The 17,913-nt window shown below is 29.5% G+C and carries 20 protein-coding genes and 1 pseudogene; 12 read left to right on the top strand and 9 right to left on the bottom strand.

Going from position 1 to position 17,913, the window contains the following annotated elements; genetic code table 11:
* Positions 1-19: 19 nt before the first annotated feature.
* Positions 20-1,528 (bottom strand): amino acid permease, encoded by a 1,509-nt coding sequence (locus LL038_RS15590; protein WP_216123321.1) that lies wholly within the window; start codon positions 1,526-1,528, stop codon positions 20-22.
* A gap of 281 nt (positions 1,529-1,809) precedes the next feature.
* Positions 1,810-2,076: a hypothetical protein gene (locus LL038_RS15585; protein ID WP_216123320.1), complete on the bottom strand. Its 267-nt coding sequence runs from the start codon at positions 2,074-2,076 to the stop codon at positions 1,810-1,812.
* A 235-nt stretch (positions 2,077-2,311) separates the two neighbouring features.
* Between LL038_RS15585 and LL038_RS15580 the strand changes: the two genes are divergently transcribed.
* The 3 genes from LL038_RS15580 to LL038_RS15570 are packed head-to-tail and all read left to right on the top strand — an operon-like array spanning position 2,312 to position 4,549.
* A complete protein-coding gene (locus LL038_RS15580; protein ID WP_216123319.1) occupies positions 2,312-3,031 on the top strand; it encodes a lantibiotic protection ABC transporter ATP-binding protein in 720 nt (239 codons plus the stop codon).
* Positions 3,024-3,770 carry a lantibiotic immunity ABC transporter MutE/EpiE family permease subunit gene (locus LL038_RS15575; RefSeq protein ID WP_216123318.1) on the top strand — a complete coding sequence of 249 codons (747 nt, stop codon included), beginning with the start codon at positions 3,024-3,026 and terminating at the stop codon, positions 3,768-3,770. The genes LL038_RS15580 and LL038_RS15575 overlap by 8 nt, the downstream gene beginning before the upstream one ends.
* A 2-nt stretch (positions 3,771-3,772) precedes the next feature.
* Positions 3,773-4,549: a lantibiotic immunity ABC transporter MutG family permease subunit gene (locus LL038_RS15570; RefSeq protein WP_216123317.1), complete on the top strand. Its 777-nt coding sequence runs from the start codon at positions 3,773-3,775 to the stop codon at positions 4,547-4,549.
* A gap of 20 nt (positions 4,550-4,569) precedes the next feature.
* Here the strand turns inward: LL038_RS15570 and LL038_RS15565 are convergent, their stop codons facing one another.
* Entirely contained in the window at positions 4,570-5,379 is an 810-nt protein-coding gene (locus LL038_RS15565; RefSeq protein WP_216123316.1) for a hypothetical protein, read from the bottom strand.
* Between the two features lie 236 nt (positions 5,380-5,615).
* Here LL038_RS15565 and LL038_RS15560 point away from each other — a divergent pair, with 236 nt between their 5' ends.
* A complete protein-coding gene (locus tag LL038_RS15560) occupies positions 5,616-6,056 on the top strand; it encodes a hypothetical protein (RefSeq protein WP_216123315.1) in 441 nt (146 codons plus the stop codon).
* A 13-nt stretch (positions 6,057-6,069) separates the two neighbouring features.
* Here LL038_RS15560 and LL038_RS15555 read toward each other — a convergent pair whose 3' ends face one another.
* Positions 6,070-7,323 carry an MFS transporter gene (locus tag LL038_RS15555; RefSeq protein ID WP_216123314.1) on the bottom strand — a complete coding sequence of 418 codons (1,254 nt, stop codon included), beginning with the start codon at positions 7,321-7,323 and terminating at the stop codon, positions 6,070-6,072.
* A 257-nt stretch (positions 7,324-7,580) separates the two neighbouring features.
* Here LL038_RS15555 and LL038_RS15550 point away from each other — a divergent pair, with 257 nt between their 5' ends.
* Entirely contained in the window at positions 7,581-8,468 is an 888-nt protein-coding gene (locus LL038_RS15550; RefSeq protein WP_216123313.1) for a GNAT family N-acetyltransferase, read from the top strand.
* Between the two features lie 7 nt (positions 8,469-8,475).
* Positions 8,476-8,673, top strand: a pseudogene (locus LL038_RS15545) (aspartate/glutamate racemase family protein); the annotation flags it as partial.
* Positions 8,674-8,824: 151 nt separating this feature from the next.
* Here the strand turns inward: LL038_RS15545 and LL038_RS15540 are convergent.
* From LL038_RS15540 to LL038_RS15530, 3 genes are read right to left on the bottom strand one after another with little or no spacing between them, the layout of a single operon-like run.
* Positions 8,825-10,204 carry a sensor histidine kinase gene (locus tag LL038_RS15540; RefSeq protein WP_216123312.1) on the bottom strand — a complete coding sequence of 460 codons (1,380 nt, stop codon included), beginning with the start codon at positions 10,202-10,204 and terminating at the stop codon, positions 8,825-8,827.
* Positions 10,205-10,206: 2 nt separating this feature from the next.
* On the bottom strand, positions 10,207-10,908 hold the full coding sequence (locus LL038_RS15535; RefSeq protein WP_216123311.1) for a LytR/AlgR family response regulator transcription factor: 702 nt from the start codon (positions 10,906-10,908) through the stop codon (positions 10,207-10,209).
* 37 nt (positions 10,909-10,945) lie between these two features.
* On the bottom strand, positions 10,946-11,779 hold the full coding sequence (locus tag LL038_RS15530; RefSeq protein ID WP_216123310.1) for a hypothetical protein: 834 nt from the start codon (positions 11,777-11,779) through the stop codon (positions 10,946-10,948).
* A gap of 233 nt (positions 11,780-12,012) precedes the next feature.
* On the opposite strand from LL038_RS15530, the gene LL038_RS15525 reads away from it, so the two are divergent.
* Positions 12,013-12,735: an MBL fold metallo-hydrolase gene (locus LL038_RS15525; protein ID WP_216123309.1), complete on the top strand. Its 723-nt coding sequence runs from the start codon at positions 12,013-12,015 to the stop codon at positions 12,733-12,735.
* A 77-nt stretch (positions 12,736-12,812) separates the two neighbouring features.
* Here LL038_RS15525 and LL038_RS15520 read toward each other — a convergent pair whose 3' ends face one another.
* Entirely contained in the window at positions 12,813-13,214 is a 402-nt protein-coding gene (locus tag LL038_RS15520) for a pyridoxamine 5'-phosphate oxidase family protein (protein ID WP_216123308.1), read from the bottom strand.
* A 128-nt stretch (positions 13,215-13,342) separates the two neighbouring features.
* Here LL038_RS15520 and LL038_RS15515 point away from each other — a divergent pair, with 128 nt between their 5' ends.
* From LL038_RS15515 to LL038_RS15505, 3 genes are all read left to right on the top strand, one after another.
* Positions 13,343-13,678, top strand: a complete 336-nt coding sequence (locus LL038_RS15515) for a winged helix-turn-helix transcriptional regulator (protein WP_216123424.1) — start codon at positions 13,343-13,345, stop codon at positions 13,676-13,678.
* Between the two features lie 369 nt (positions 13,679-14,047).
* The gene (locus LL038_RS15510; protein WP_216123307.1) at positions 14,048-14,494 is read left to right on the top strand and encodes a MarR family winged helix-turn-helix transcriptional regulator; all 447 of its coding nucleotides are present in this window, start codon (positions 14,048-14,050) and stop codon (positions 14,492-14,494) included.
* Between the two features lie 64 nt (positions 14,495-14,558).
* Entirely contained in the window at positions 14,559-15,257 is a 699-nt protein-coding gene (locus tag LL038_RS15505; RefSeq protein ID WP_216123306.1) for a pirin family protein, read from the top strand.
* A gap of 122 nt (positions 15,258-15,379) precedes the next feature.
* Here the strand turns inward: LL038_RS15505 and LL038_RS15500 are convergent, their stop codons facing one another.
* A complete protein-coding gene (locus tag LL038_RS15500) occupies positions 15,380-16,447 on the bottom strand; it encodes an NADH:flavin oxidoreductase (RefSeq protein ID WP_375293010.1) in 1,068 nt (355 codons plus the stop codon).
* A gap of 122 nt (positions 16,448-16,569) precedes the next feature.
* Here LL038_RS15500 and LL038_RS15495 point away from each other — a divergent pair, with 122 nt between their 5' ends.
* Both LL038_RS15495 and LL038_RS15490 read left to right on the top strand, forming a co-directional pair.
* Positions 16,570-16,971 (top strand): winged helix-turn-helix transcriptional regulator, encoded by a 402-nt coding sequence (locus LL038_RS15495; RefSeq protein ID WP_216123304.1) that lies wholly within the window; start codon positions 16,570-16,572, stop codon positions 16,969-16,971.
* A gap of 2 nt (positions 16,972-16,973) precedes the next feature.
* Entirely contained in the window at positions 16,974-17,723 is a 750-nt protein-coding gene (locus LL038_RS15490) for an MBL fold metallo-hydrolase (RefSeq protein WP_216123303.1), read from the top strand.
* The last annotated feature ends 190 nt before the right edge of the window (positions 17,724-17,913 follow it).

Here is a 17,913-nt window from a genome sequence, read left to right as displayed (position 1 = left end):
TCTTTTTATAGATTAATTTTTATTCCGTTTCTTGATATTCTTTATGTTCAAAATCACATTCCATAAGCGGAACTATCTTGGTTTTCTTTATAAACTTATAACCAAAATAGAAAATTGCAAATAATGGAATAGTCATATAATTTGTAATAAAACTAAACCAATCGAATTTGGGTTCTTGGAATATCCATATGTTTGAGCCAAATATAACAATAGTACAAAGTATCATAGCCATAATTGGACCGAATGGAAACCACTTAGCTCGATATTTTAAATCTTCAAGTTTTCTCCCCTGTGCAATATATGCTTTTCTGAATCTATAGTGGCATATTGCTATGCCTAACCATGCAAAGAAAGCTGTAATACCAGAAATGTTAACTAGTGCATAGTATATTTTACCATCACCAACGAGAGAAGCAAAAAAAGCTGAACAAGCAACAAGAGTTGTAAGGTAAAGTGCATTCATTGGAACACCCCTCTTATTTACTTTCCCAAAAAGTTTAGGTGCCTTTCCTTCCTTTGCCATTGAATAAAGCATACGTGATGAAGCATATAATCCCGAGTTTCCTGCTGAAAGCACAGCTGTAAGAATAACTGCATTCATGAGGCTTGCAGCAAATGCTAAGCCGGACCTTTCAAATACCATAGTGAAAGGACTAAAAGCTATTTGGTCTGTACCACTTTTTAAAAGGTTGGGATCATTAAAAGGAACGAGGAACCCAATTACTATGATTGCACCAAGATAAAATAAAAGGATACGCCAGAATACCATCTTGATGGCTTTTGGAACATTAACCTGTGGATTTTCACACTCACCTGCAGCAAGGCCTACAAGTTCAGTACCAGAGAAAGAAAAGCCTGCGAGTAGAAACACATTTACCATTCCAAATATGCCACCTATGAAGGGGCCCTTATTACCATTAACATCAGATAGTGTAAAGTTAGAGAAACCTGGCGAGTGTCCACCCATTATACCAAATATCATCAGAGTACCTACTATTATGAATGCTATTATTGTAATAACTTTAATACTTGAAAACCAATATTCACCCTCGCCATAAGCCCTTGCTGATGTAAGATTAAGTATAAATAGAACAACTAAGAATAATACACTCCACAAGGTTGCATTAGTACTCGGAAGCCAGAACTTTATAATGATGGATCCTGCGACTAATTCACAGGCCACGCATGTAGCCCAGCAAAACCAATAGTTCCAACCTAAAGCAAATCCAAATGCAGGATCTACAAACCTTGTAGCATATGTTTCAAAGGAACCTGAAACTGGTAACAATGTTGCCATCTCTCCAAGAGATGTCATTAAAAAATATACTAAAATACCCATAACTGCATATGCAATAATTGCGCCACCGGGGCCTGCTTTGCTTATTGTACCGCCACTAAGTAAAAATAACCCAGTACCTATTGCACCACCAATTGCAATCATATTTAAATGTCTGGCTTGTAAACTCCTTTTGAGTTCACCGTGGTGCTCCACTTCAACCTCTGTCTTTATTTCGACTTTTGTGCTCATTTGAAACCTCCTTATTTTATATGTTTATAAATTCTGAATATTTAACTATACTGATAAGTTTACCATTAATATGTAATCATGCAATACATATAATGCATATATGCTTAATAGTTTTAAAAATAGCACTATATGATTCGTAAAATAGCTTGTCCACTATATTAACGAATTATGTAATGAAATTAGATATAGTTATCTTAATTTATAGAAATATAGCTAGGTAACAAATAGTTATCACCTAGCTATATTGTTTTATACTATATATTAAAACAGTTATATTTTATTTATACTATTGTCTCAATATTAACGAGATTAGGTTCAGTACCAGCAGGTGTTGCAGAAACATATATTTTTACTAGTCCAGTTTTAGGTGGTAATGTTACAGTAGTAGACTTAGCTATAAATACATAGTTAACTCCATTTACAACTTGAGTAGCAACTACTATAGGTTCAAAAGTAGAACCTACGAAGCCTTTTAGAGCAATACCAAGTACTTTTTTATTTTCTTTACTAACAGGTTCTTGAATTGTCCATCCCCCACAAACTTTCATCTCATTCCCTCCTTATTATTTTACTTGAATGTACCTAAATAATTATATATTTTTGATAGGTTTTCTATATACAAACAATATATGGATTTTGTTGTTTAAGTGTGATTGGAGAAAATTAAAAATATTTACTTTATAATACAATATTAAACGATATATAAAGTATATTTCAAATCCTTATAAAATCCTTATAATTGCTTGGTATTATAAAACTATAGTAAAGGAAAGGGTGATAAATATGGATTCTTATATTTTGAAAACAGAAAAATTGTGTAAAAATTTTGGGAAACAACAGGTAGTTAACAATATATCACTAATGGTTGAAAGGAATTCTATCTATGGGTTACTTGGTCCTAATGGTGCAGGAAAATCAACAACATTAAAAATGATAACAGGGCTTTTACGTCCAACCTCAGGTAATATAATATTTGATGGACATCCATGGAATAGAAAAGATCTAAAAGATATTGGAGCATTAATTGAATCTCCGGCACTTTATGGCAATCTTACTGCGAAGGAAAATCTCAAAGTACACACTAAATTGTTAGATTTGCCTGATTCCGAGGCACGTGAGGTACTTGAAATTGTGGATTTAAAAAATACGGGGAAGAAAAGAGCATCACAGTTTTCAATGGGTATGAAACAACGTTTGGGAATTGCCATTGCACTTTTAACTCATCCGAAACTTTTAATTTTGGATGAACCCACCAATGGACTTGATCCTATTGGAATACAAGAACTTCGGGAATTGATTCGTTCTTTTCCATCTCAGGGTATTACGGTAATTTTATCAAGTCATATGCTTTCAGAAGTAGATCAAGTTGCTCATCACATTGGTATTATCAGCAATGGGATACTAGGCTATCAGAATGAAATTCATAAAGAGGATGATTTAGAAAAACTATTTATGAAAATTGTGAAAGAAAGTAGAAAAGAGGATGATGCATCTAATGATTAATTATTTGCAATCTGAAAATTTAAAATACAAGCGAACATTCTCTCGAAAGCTCATTGTCATGGCTCCATTATTTTTTATATTATATGCATTACTTACTATGGCAAATATGGGGACTGAAAATAATTATTTTATTATTATGGTTTTTAACTGGTGGCCACTTATATTTATGCCTATTGGTTCTGCACTACTTTCTTCTCTTTCTGATGCTAAAGAAAGAAAAGCTGGAAATTATAGAGGATTACGTTCACATAATGTAAGGAGCATAAGATTGTGGCTTAGTAAAAATGCTATTATCGCCTTCTATATGTTTTTATCATCCATAATTCTCATAGCCGTTGTCTTTCTATATAGTTTTTTAAGATCAGGAAATATGGCTCCGTTTTTGAAAATTTGTGAAGCAAGCATGGTAATTTGGATCACATCGGTTGGTTTGATTCCGATTTATTTGTTCCTTGCAACATGGTTAGGTATGGTTGCATCAATTGGAAGTGCTTTAATTGGACTTTCAGCAGGCGTTATTATGGCTACTGGTCCATCGTGGATATTTGTGCCTTGGAGCTGGCCATTGCGTTTAATGTGTCCTATTGTTCATGTACACCCAAGTGGTGCTCCTCTTCAGAATGGGGATATATTAATGAATCCATCTGTGATTCCAATTGGTATTATTGTATCGCTTGTATTTTTAATTATAACATCTTTACTTACCTCAATCTGGTTTTCTAAAAGGGAGGTGCGTTAACTTTGAATATATTTAAATGTATCTCTGCTGATTGGATGAAAACAAAGCGGACTGCAATTAGACTTATTTTTATTTCCATACCCATAACTTATTCTATTTTAATGTTATTATATTTTTCAAACAATAAAACACAATATATAATGTATGATGGATTTTTTAAGGTGATTTCAGTTTTTCTCCCCCTTTTGGTAGGTTTAATTTCAGGGCTTATTGGTATGCAGGAAGAAGGTGCAGGAAATTTTAGCATAATCCTAAGTTCAACTGTTCCAAGAACAACAAGTTATCTTAGCAAACTTTTTTTACTTGAGTTTATGACCACTATTTCCATTTTTCTTTCTACTTCTATGTTTTTACTTGGGATGAGATTTATTTTGCATATAGAAAACATTCAATATAGTTTGTTTTTTCAAGGTTCATTGCTAACGGTTATTGGTTGCCTATTTTTGTATGTATTTTACCTATTTTTAAGTTTTGCATTTGGAATGGGAGTTTCAATTGCGTTAGGTGGAGCAGGCTTTTTAATTGCTGCAATTATGGGTGCAACTGTAGTAGGTGATAAGATATGGAAGTTTATTCCTTGGACATGGTCCACACGCCTTTCGATTATCCCAGAAAGCCTTATGCCTGGGATACAACTTCCTATAGGATTAGCTCCATCACAAGTTCTTATGTGGCTCTATGGAAGACACCTTCCATTTGTATTCGTAATCACAATTATGCTGATAATTGCTAGCATTATCTGGTTTAATAGGTGGGAAGGTAGAAAGTCCTATGAATAATAATTTTTCGAAATTTTTGTTTATTTGTTTAAAGGGTGAGAGTATAATGCAGACATCCTAATATAAATTGATTCCTGTTGTAACATTTTTGAATCTTTTGTATATGCACTTATTCCACCTATTTTAAACAAATCATCTATTGAACTTGTTGCTGATGAGTACTCTTTTATAAAATTACTATATGCAATTGATTTTGCATCATCTACTTTTTCTATAGATTTTTGCACTGGATTTAATATTCTTTCTTCAATTATAGAAGGGTTCTTAAGTAAAGTTGATACACTAACATTGATTGAAAAATGCTTATCATTATTTGTTTTGTCTGTATTATTTGGTTTAGTGTCATCTAATTTTCCAAATTCAAGTGTTATATTAAGACTCTTAGATAATATAACACTAGTTTTACCATCAGATCCAGTTAGCTTAATTGTCTTATCTCCTAATACATTATTTTCTTCTTTTTGATTCATAAGACTGCCTAAATTATTTAATAATTCCTCTGCTTGTTTTTCAATTTTTGACTTATCATTTTCACTCAGATCAGAACTTGTATATTGCTTTGACAGTTCTTTGAGTTGGTTGCCTATATCTTTTATATTGTCTAATCCTACCTCTTTTTCTTGTAAAGTTGACATTCCAATTTCTATTTGTTGTTCTGAATTTTGACTAAGTGCAAATTGACTATTCATATTCCTTATTTTTTGTTTCATAATTTCTTCAGAACTTGAATTTTTGGCATTAGTAATAATATTATTGTTATTCACTACCTTTTGAAGTTGTTGGTTACTAATATTATTTATATATGGATTTTTTACATTTCCAATAATCATTTTATATTTTCCCCCTTTAAATAAGATCTAAAAAAACAAATCATATTATAGTTATCGAAATTAAAAGATCAAACATTAGGTTTAAGAAAGAAATTTTTGAATAAAATAACTTATAATTGAAATTATGATATAATATAGTATAAAAAACAAACTACAATTTAGAAAACATTTGTAGATTATGGTGCTGTAATATAGTTATGTTTTTTTGATAAATATATTTTAAAGGAGTAATAATTATGATTAGTTTAAAAAAACATAAAAAATGCATATTATTTCTTATATGTTTAATTTCTCTATCTATATTAATGGTGGTATATAATAATCAAAAACAAAACCAGAACCAAAATAAACAACATAATAAATTTGGTCACATTGATAAAAATAATATCACCAGTTTTAAAGTAAGAAATATGAAAGGCGAGGAAAAAGAAATTAAAAATCAATCAGATAGAGATAATCTAATTGATTTAATTAATAGTTTGAAAATTACCAAGTCAGATGTGGAACTACGTGATGGAATTGGCTTTGGTGTTATAATAATATATTCAAATGGAGAGAGGTTTTCAGCCAGTTTTTTGGCTTCAAGTATGGTTTATTTAATTGATGACAAGAGTATTTGTTGTGACATAGACAAAAATATTGTTGATAATTTAAGAAATTGTTATGATAAAAATTAGGGTAAAATCTTTTTTATTTTCTATCTTTTGCATTTGAAAATATGTTGATTTTCAATGACCCAAGTACTGTAACCATCAAAACTAGTGCCACGAAACCACAACCGAAAAATCCTAAATTAGGTCCAAATTTTTCTGTAATGGTGCCTGCAAAAAGATTTCCAAGAGGGGTGGTTCCATTATTAGCCAAGGAATAAACGCTCATTACTCTACCTCTGTAATCATCACTTGTGTTTAATTGAATTGTTGAATTTACTGAAGTTGAAAAAGCTACGGTAAAAAATCCTACTAATGCGAGCATTAGCGAAGACATTAAGTAAGAATGTGTAAACAGCAAAACAGTTTGAGACAAACAAACTAATATTGAACTGCCATAGAGTAATTTCTTATTTGGACCTTTTCTAGTAGTAGTTATAACGGTTAAAGCTGCGATAAGAGAACCTACTCCCATTACTGATAAAAGAGTACTATATCCACCAGCTCCTTGATGAAGAACTATTGTAGAAAAGACAGGAATAATAACATCGGAATTCATAGAGAAGGTTCCTACTGCAAACATGGATAACACTGCTGCTAAAATTGTTTTATTTGATATAATATATTTTAAACCCTCAAATATGCCTAAAAATATGTTACCACTTTGTTTTCTTATATATGAACGAGTTGGTTTAATCAAAAGGATACCTATAATTACAGCTATAAAGCTTAAACCATTAAAAAAGAAGCATAGTGCGGTTCCAAAACGTACCATTAAATAGCCTGCAATTGCGGGTCCTATAATTCTTGCCATATTAAATACAGATGAATTTAGTCCAATGGCATTTATTATGTTTTTCTTTTCAACCAATTCTGGTATAAAAGATTGTCTTGTAGGCATATCTAGCGTATTTACAAAACCCATTATGATTGCAATAACAAGTACGTGCCAATAGTGTACTTTACCACTCCATACTAGAAAGGATAGTGTAAAGGCTAACATCATCAAAATGCTTTGAGTAAATATAAGCACTTTTTTCTTGTTAAATCTATCTATAAACACACCTGCAAATAGAGAGAAGAAAAGAACTGGGGTAAATTGGGCCACACCTAAAAGTCCTAATAATAATGGGGATTTTGTAATACTATATACTAACCATTGCTGAGCTGTTCGCTGCACCCAAGTGCCGAGTAGAGATATGCACTGTCCGGTCCAAAAATATCTAAAGTTTTTTTCCTTAAGTGCTGGAAAAGTATTACCTAAATTTCTTCTAACTACAGATAAGCTACTCATTAATATCTCCCTTTTTAGATAAAAACTTTTTTTATTGACAGTTCAAATTCATAATCATAATATGCTTTGGTTTTAATAAATTCAATTTTACATTTGACAACATATTATTAATATAACTAATACTAATAATAGTACTGGCATTAATATTAGTCAATTAATTGAAAATTATAAATTGTAATTATAAAACATATATGGTATTTTAAAATTGGATATATATTAATATAAATAAATTATTCATATAAAAAGGAGATTAGAAAATGTCAGAAAAAATATTAAATCAAACTATTTGCTTAAAACAATACATATCAGAAAGGGAATATAAGGAAATAAATCAACTCGAAATACTTTGTAGTTTGAAAGACAAAACCAATTTAAAATTAGAATTAGATTATAAGGTAAGTGTAGCCAAAGATGATTATATAGGTTTAAAGAAAATCAATGAATATTTATATTATGTAGAAGATGTTTTAGTGGCCTACCTTGGTATTTCAAGCTTTGGAGGTAATAATGGTGAAATTAATGGTATGACTCATCCAGACTTTCGTAGAAAAGGGTTATTTACAAAGCTTTTTAAACTTGCAACGGAGGAGTGCCAGAAAAGAAACTTTAAAAATATATTTTTATTATCAGATGGTAAATCAACATCGGGAACCTTTTTTATAAAGGCTGTATTTGGAAAATATGACTTTTCAGAGTATAGAATGAAGCTACTTAACAAAACTGTTTTAGAAAACATAAATTCAATCAGTTTAAGAAAAGCTGAGAAAGCAGACAAAAAGGAAATAGCGAGACAAAATGCAATGTTTTTCTATGGTTCAGAAGAGGGTGAAAGTTTTCCAGAAGAAGAGGAGATCATAAATATGACAACATATATGGTTGAATTAAATAAAGCCATTATAGGTAAAATTAGAATAGAATATAGCGATAATTCAGCCTTTGTATGTGGCTTTGGAATATTGCCAAATTTTAGAGGTAAGGGTTATGGAAAACAAGCTTTAAAAGAAGTTTTACGTATAATTAATGAAGAAAACATAAATGATGTAGAATTGGATGTGGAGTCTAAAAACGACACTGCACTTAATTTATACAAAGTTTGTGGCTTTGAAGAAATGTCTGTAATGAATTATTATAGGTTTAGCATATAATAGTTTCAAATGTTTTATAAATGAGGACTTAAAAGAAGAATATATAAATATTATAAATAATTTAGCATTAAAGGGCGCTGAGGGAGTAGTGCTTGGCTGTACAGAAATACTTTTATTAATAAAGCAAGAAGATGTTAATATACCGGTTTTTGATACAACAACAATACATGCTATCTCTGCAGTTGAATTTGCTTTAGATAAATAGTATACAAATTATTGCAATACTACACTATATATTCAAAAAATTATATTAAACAGGCTCTAGCAAAACTGCTAGAACCTTTGACTTTGGCGAAGAAAATGGTATTTGAACTCGTGGAAGGTGACTCTTGCAAAAGATTGTATAAGAGAAGATCTTAATCTCCTTTTATCTTTATCATAACATTCATACTGAATTTATTCTTTTCTAGTACTATGTCCATAATTCCATCATATTTTTTAATAGCCATTTTTATATTAGAAATTCCAATACCATGATTACATTTATCTAGTTTAGTACTAGTAATTTGGTTTTCACTATATTGAAGTTTACCAGTAGTAGTATTTGAAACTTCAATAATCAAGTACATACCTCTAATATAAGATTTAACCGCAATTACTTTATCGATATTATTATCTGTGATTTTTCTGCAAGCCTCTATTGCATTATCTAAAGAGTTACCTAAAATCACACATAAATCTATAGGTTGAAACAAGCTTTCCGTAGGAAGTATAAAATCACATATAAATTCTATTCCTTCCCCTTGTGCAATATTGTATTTTTCATTTATTACTGCATCAGATATAGAATTGCCTGTCTTAATTTTAAAATCTAATTTACTTACAGTATTACCTATATTATCCAGATATTTTTTTATTTCTTCAATATTGTTGTCTTCAGTCAAAGATTTTAAACAAGCAAGATGATTGTTTAAATCATGGATTACACTGCTTATGCCACTATAAAATTGTGCTATATTTTTGCTATGTTCTAACTGCAGCTTAAATTGTTGTTCCATAATCATATTTCTTTGTTTTTCATCTTCTCCTTCTAGCATTTTTTTAAAGGTATAAGCAGTAATTACTATAGAAAATAGCAATGTAAAGCTTACAAAGGGCAACGCATAATAAATTTTAGGAAACAGGTAAGGTAAATAATATTGTTTATCTCCAATTTTAATAGTTTGAATCATAAAAAAAATAATTGCTAAGCTATAACTTGCTAAGCAGGGAATGAGTAAATATAAACTTTGATATACATTTATTGACTTTTCTTTTAAATTTAAGAACTTACAAATGTTTTTTAAAAATAGAAAGAGCACTATATAGCGTATGCTATCAGTGACCACATTTTTTGTGAAATAGAGTATCACATTTTCACGAAATAATATATTCATATTACTTACCATAGGAATCAATCCGAAATCAAAAGTTAAGAAACTTAAGCTAATTAGTAATAGTATAGTATCCTTTACAAGAACAGCATAAAGCTTTATGAAAAAATCACCATTACATAAAATATAAATAATAATAAACCAAACTACATTATATATAAGTATTCTCCATATCAATCCCTGAAGTTTCATAATAAAAAAATCTATTGCCGTTATAAATGCAAAACCCAAGATAAATTTCCAAGCTTTATTTTTAAATCCTAAAAAATTCTTATAAAAGTAGTATTCAACTACATATTGCAAAGGTAGGACACAGTATATAGATAAAAGATTAGCTATTTGAAATATTTGCTGCTTTTCCATGGTTACTGCTCCTCATTTTTTAAATAGTACATAAATTTCCTGGAGAAATCAGCTGATTTATATTTTGATAAATAAATTTTTTCACAGTTTCTTAAAGTAATGGAGCTACTATCAAAGCTTTGAACATATCTTAAATTCACAATATAACTCTTATGACATCTAAAAAAATCGGATCCTTGCAGTTCATGTTCCATGTCAGATATTTTATAATAATATTCAATTATATTACAGGAGGTATGCACCTTTAATTTTCTTTGTTCTGATTCTATGTACAGTATATCTTTAATAAAAATCTTATTTAGATTACCCATAATTCTTGTAATAATAAATTTATCATTCTTCTCAAACTGTGTTAAAGCAGAACGTAAAATTTCTTTAAACTTTTCTTCTTGAACTGGTTTTAAAATATAATGAAAAGCTCTTACGTCAAATGCCTCAAATACATAGCCTTTAAAACCTGTTATAAATATAATAACTGAAATTTCATTTATAGACCTAATTTTTTTAGCAACTTCTATTCCAGTAAGCCCATTCATTTGGATATCTAAAAAGTACATATTAAATTTTTTTATACTAAGCAGTAATTCTTCTCCGTTACTAAATTCAGATATGTCATATTGCTCTTTATTTAGATTTCTTTCAAGCATTTTCACCAAGTCTTGTCTTTGATTTTGATCATCTTCACAAACAGCTATTTTCAACATAGAACCACCTCAGCATTTATTATAACATGAATCATTTTTAAGCTGTAGCGTCTACATTCTGGCCATCCTTGCTGGCATTCTCAGGCATATTATCATTATAATACTGAATATTTTTAACAATTTGTTGCTGCTGTGGTGATAATTTATCTTCACCTTTTGTATTAACAGTGCTTTTATTTTGTTGATTTTTATCAATTGCCTCATTAAAGGTGGGTTTTACTCTAATATCCTTAAGGCCATTGTTTATGGTATTTAAGTTGTTTCCAATGTTTTTAGAAATATTATCCATTTGATCCGCTAATTTTGCAACTTGTTTTTTTTTGGCAATGGGATTTAGTCCTCTACCTATATCTAGCTTTATTTCACTTTCCAAAACTTTTGTTTCTCCCGTCATAGACTTTTTTTCAGAAGATAGAACTTGGATTTTTGCTAGATTTCCTGAAAGGTTTAATAGGCTGCCCATCTGATCACAAACAACATCTGTTTTTGTATTATTAGAAGAATGAGTCTTTGATTTTTCTTTCGTTTTTTTAGTTTCCTTATTTTTCTCATCGGTATCAAGAAGCTTGCGCTGATCTTCCATCTGAATTTTACTTATTTGTGCATCAATTTTTTTTATTTGACTATCGATGTTTTCCAATTTATCTTTTATTGAAGATATGCTCTCATCACTTTTTAAAGATCGATCTACAAGATCATTTTTACTGTCTATTAAATTTTGTTTTTGCTTCATTAGTTGGTCCAATATTTTATTTTTATTAATTCCTCCCAAAGATGAATTTCTATTTTTCTTTATATTATTTGATTTTTCAGTTTTCGCTATATTATCCTTAGAAGCAGGACTTGTATTTAATGAACTAGAAATATTCATATGTAATCCTCCCTATGCTATATTTTAGAATGTATCAAATGAAATAATTATTTAGATAATAACATAAATAATCACGCCAATGATTATATCGTAATAAATGCTAGATAGTTTATTATATTGTATTAACAGGTGCTTAAAATGTAATGAATAGATTTTATATTATCTGTTCCAGATGCGAACAAAACGATATATAATTAAATTGAGATTAAAAAAACTGTATTAGGAGGAAAAATGTGAAAATACAATTATTGGGGAACTGTACAATATTGTTATCAAGTAAAAATTCACAAATATTGTTTGATCCATATTTCAATAATTTTGGGAATCTATTATATAAAAGAACTACTAATGTTTCCAATTATTATAAAGATATTAAGCACCTAGATGCAATTTTACTTAGTCATGATCATTTTGACCATATGGATATTAAGTTTTTGAGCAAATTTAAAGATAGATGTAATATATATGCTCCAAAGTGGTCATTAAAACCACTAATATTTAGGAGTAAGCCAGTTTGGATAGGTGATAAATTTGCTGTTGGCGATTTTTCAATAACTGTTGTACGGGCTAATCACATATGTCCAGCGGTTGGATATATCATTAAGTCAGAAGATTTAACATTATATTTTGCTGGCGATACTTATTATGGAAAATTTATGAAATATATATCTGAAAAGTATACAATTAATATTGCAATGTTGCCTATAACACATTATCTACCTCCAATGACTATGGGAGAAAGAGGTGCATTATTATGTTTAAGAGAGTTAAATCCAAGATTTTTAATACCAATGCATCAAGATATTATTCAAAGGTTTCAATTTACTAATTCTACAATAGCCATAAATGAGTTAAATGATAAAATTAGGTCAAAAAAATTATCAACTAAATTAATTCATTTAGACAATGGAGAAATCTTCGATACAAATAGTAATGAAATTAAAATAGAAAAATAAAAAAGCTATTTCAACCTTTAAAAGATTGGAATAGCTTTTTTATATAACAAAGACACCTGGCTTACGGGTGAATTGATTTATATATATAGTGAGAATGTTTCAGGCTGAGCTGTAAAAGAAGAAATAGTAGCTGTTCCTTTTGTAAAGTATAAAACTGCAAAAATTCCATCATCAATGTTATACATAGTTTTTAAAGATGGAACAGCTTGAAGTGCCAATTCTTTTACTTCACGTCTGTCATCATTTGCAACTTCTCCAGTAACACGGATCCATTGTCCTTTTTTATTCATGCCAGACATCTCGACTTTAGGATTTTCTAACATTTGTTTAAAACATTTTTTTGTATTGTTTGTGACAATGTATAATTTTCCTTCATATTCAAAGACAGCACCAAATGGTCTAACTCTTGGTTGGTTGCCTTCGGTAGTTGCTAAGTAAAAAATACCACTCTCTTGTAAAAATTCTAATGCTTTATTCATAATTGTTGCTCCTCTCATGTATGTATGTTAAGATTGATTACACACTAATAGTACCATGTATATCTAAGATAACAAGTACGATCTTTTATTGATGTTAGTATATAAAAGATACTATGGAGGAAACTATGTTGGAGAGTAAAAATAGTCTTTTGGGGAAATGCCCATATTTTACAGCGCAAAAAATATTTTCTGGAAAATGGTCAATATTAATTTTGTATCATTTGAGTGATGGAGCATTACGGTATGGCGAGTTACAAAGAGGAATAGGTGATATCACTCAGTCTACACTAACAAAACAATTAAGAATGTTAGAAGATTATGGATTGATTAGTCGACATGTTTATTCGGAAATTCCACCCAAGGTTGAGTATTCACTAACTGATTTAGGAAAAGCATTCGATCCAGTATTAGAACAGTTTGGAATTTGGGGAGATAAGTATATTGAATCTCTTAAAAATGAATAGGGTATAAAAAAGCAATAAAACATACTATTAGCATATAATATAACATATTTATAAGGTGATTGACAGTTGATGGGTGATATGATATTCTTTTACTAAGTATGAAAAAAGGATAGGTGAGCACATTGAGGAAAATTAATGCTCTAATTAAATATGAAATTATTAATTTAAAAAGAGGAAAACTTATATGGGTTATTGCTGCTTTATATGCTTTTGGTACTAAAATGTACTCTTTCTCGTCATCAAATTTGTTATTTATGTTGTAATGAAATATACAATATTATAAATAATTTGTCAATAAACAATTAATTATATTTATTATTATAATCAAAAAAGATTGACGATATTACTAGTTAGTAGTATATTATAAATATGGATAAAGAAAAAAATACTTATGGTGAATTTGTAGATTTAAATTTAAAGGCATTAATAGCATTAAGTAGATGTACTCATGATGTTCATAAAAAAGAATATAAAACTATCAAAGAGGGAGGGTTAACAGTTTCTCAGTTTGCAGTGCTTGAGATATTATATCATAAAGGAGATTTAAGAATTAGTGAAATAATGGATAAGATTCTTTCAACAGGTGGAAATATGACTGTTGTTATAGATAATTTAGCTAAGGTAAATCTTGTTAAGAGATGTTCTGATCCAAAAGATCGACGAGTTAATTTGATAAGTATTACTGAGGAAGGAAGAAGTCTCATAAGTGATATATTCCCAAAACATGTAAAAAATATAAATGGAATTTTCAGTAACTTAACATCAGAGGAAAAGATAAATTTAATAAGTTTATTGAAAAAATTATCAGGTGTATAAATATATACACCATAATTTCGATTAAATAGTACTAATTAGTAATAAACTGAAAGGAGATTTTACAATGTTAAGAAAATTAGAAAGCGGAAAAATGGGGTCAAGTAATTTAGGGTGGTTAAGGAGCAAATTTCACTTTTCATTTGCAGAGTATTATAACCCAAATAACATGGGATTTGGAGTATTAAGAGTGATAAATGATGATTTAATTAATCCTAATACTGGATTTGATACACATCCTCATCAAAATATGGAGATTATATCCTATGTTGTTAAAGGAGAGTTAACTCACGGTGATAGTATGGGTAATAAAGGTAATTTGAAACGTGGTGATGTGCAATATATGAGCGCAGGTACAGGAGTTTATCACAGTGAGCATAATTTAGGAGAAGAGGTAGCGAGATTTCTTCAAATATGGATATTGCCTGATAAAGAAGGACATAAACCCAATTATGGTGAATACAAATTTGAATGGAATGATAGAAAAAATAAATGGCTTCATATGGTATCAAGTAATCAAGGTGACGCAGTTGTAAAAGTAAACCAGGATATAAATATATTTACATTAGAATTAGATGAGAGAAATGTAATTGATTATTGTGTAAAAGCAGATAGGCAAGTCTATTTAGTTCAAATAGAAGGAAAATCAAATATTAATGGAATTATTCTAAATGAAAGAGATGCCATGGAAATTATTGAAGAGGATATAAAGATAAAGGCAGAAGTACTTTCACATTTTATTATTGTAGAGATGAAAAAAGCTTAGGAGACGGCTAGATTAATAATAGAAAAATTATAATAAGCTTTAGGATGACAATCCTAAAGCTTATTATAAGATATATTTTGTATTAATGTTTATAATTAAGACTGAATATATCCAGATTGAGATTATTTATTATTTTTCTCAAATATAACCTTACCTGCACAAACCTTAGATTGACCAAACCACATACATTTTGCACATTTCAAACATTTGCCGGTATCTTTTCCTTCCTTGGCATCATTTGCCCAATTAGGATTTATAAGAAAGCCCCTAGCAATATCTACAATGTCTACATTTGTATCAGTTAATATTTGCTCTGCAATTTCAGCTGAATTAATTCCATCAACTGCAAATACTGGGATTGAAACTACTTCTTTAATTTTCTGGGCTGCATAAACAGCATTAGAGTATTTATAATCTTTATTTACGTGCATTTCTTGTTCACTCATAAATCCATAAGAAATATCAAGGAAATCTATTCCGCTTTTTTCTAATATTTTAGCGTAATGTATTCCATCTTCTATTAGTGGTTCAAATCCTCCCAAACGGATTCCGACAACAAACTCTTTAGGCGTTGTTTTTCTAATTTCATCTAAAATTTCTATCACAAATTTCTCAGGGTTAGTGCCATATTTATCAGTTCGTGTATTTACTTTTTTATCTAAAAATTGGCTTATTAAATAGGCATGACATCCATGAAGTTCAATACCATCATATCCTGCTTTGTAAGCTCTTCCTGCAGCTTTTATAAAATCATTTTGTATAGATTTTATATCTTCACTAGTCATAACGCGTCCAACAACTATATTTCCAACATAATTTTTATATTCATATGGACTTGGACACATTGGATTGTTTGATATTCCAACAACTCCTGCATGATGAATTTGAAGAAATATTGGACAGTTTTCTTCATGAACTACATCTACTATTCTTTTTAGTCCTTCAATTTGAGCATCTTCCCATATTCCAAGTTGATTTCCAGATAATTTTCCATCATTATTAACACAGGTAGCCTCTTGAATTATAAGTCCTGCTCCACCTTTAGCTAACTTTTCATAACGTTCTACATTTTCAATTGCTACATATCCATCAGGTCTGAATCCAACAACCATCGGAGGAACACAAATACGATTTTTCATTTTTATATTTTTAATATTAAATTCGGTAAATAATTTTTTCAAAAATAACACGCTCCTATTTCACTATTTCATTTACATATAACCCTTTATATGTTATGTTGTTATTATATCTTACTAAGGAACACAATATCAAGTACGCACATTTTTGTGCCCTGAATTTGGAGGCATCATTTATGAAAGATGAACTAAAGAAAACACCACATATTTATTCTAAGCAGTGTCCTGTTGTTCATGCACTTGAGATTATTGGCGGTAAGTGGAGAATCGCTATTATATGGGAATTATCCTCTGAAAAAAGCGTTAGATATAATGAACTTAAACGAAGGATACCTGGAATCACTAATATTATGTTAACACGTTCTTTAAAGGCTTTGCACGAGCATGGCCTTGTAGATAGAATAGAGTATAATAAAATTCCACCTCATGTAGAGTACTCTTTAACAGATACCTGTCATGATTTGCTACCTGCATTAGTAATTATAAATGAGTGGGGAAAAAAGCTGAGTAGCCAACAAGAAAATTTATTAGCAGTACAAAATAATATTGGATTTTACAATATAAAAAGGGGAAATTAATAATGAAAATTGTAGCTTTAGAATTTTATAAAAATGGAGAAATGAGAGAAGCCTTTGCTTTAGGTGGATCTATGAAGAAAGAAGATGTGGACTCAAATAAAATATACCCAGCTAGTTTACAAAATTATTTAATAGACACAGGGAAAGAAATTATTTTGGTAGATACAGGATTACCAGTTGAAACCGCACCATTTGAACGAACACCTAATCAAATGTTATATATGGGTGAAAAAGTTGCTGATTTTGTAACTGCCCTAAAAAATGTTGGATATAAACCTAGTGACATAGACAAGGTTGTAATTACTCATAAGCATCCTGATCATTCTGGTGAAATAAGATTATTTAATAACTCAAAAATATATATATCTGAAACAGAAGCAAACGACATGAAATTAGATGGTGAAAATATAATTAAAGTTAAGTTTGAAGATGGTAAATATCATAATTTCGAAAGCAGTAAGAAAATAGCAGATGGAATTGTTATGTTACCTGCCCCTGGTCATACCGAAGGAACTTCAATAGTTGTTGTAGAAGACAATAAATTATATTATATGATTCATGGAGATATAACTTATACAGATGAGGCACTAAGAAGAAATGAGTTATCAGTGGTATTTGAAAATAAGGATTTAGCTTTTGAAAGCTTAGCAAAGGTAAGAGAATTTATTAAAAAGAATGCTACTGTTTATTTATCAACACATACTCCAGAAGCTTTAAATTCTTTAGATAAAAAATCAATCATGAAATTATAAATATATATAAAATAAGTCATTAACTGCTTAAATGTAGTCCCATCATACATTTTTAGGCATTTAAGTAGAACCCATATGAGGTAACTAAAAGTTACTTTATATGGGTTTTTATAATTAAGGCTAATTTGTTATAAAAATCTGTTACCATAAAGAGAGGTATCTGCATTTTCTTAATAAATTTGTAAGAATT

The sequence above is a fragment of the Clostridium estertheticum genome, assembly GCF_026650985.1.
Classification (GTDB): Bacteria; Bacillota; Clostridia; order Clostridiales; family Clostridiaceae; genus Clostridium_AD; species Clostridium_AD estertheticum_C.
This window is presented reverse-complemented; position numbering and strand designations above follow the sequence as displayed.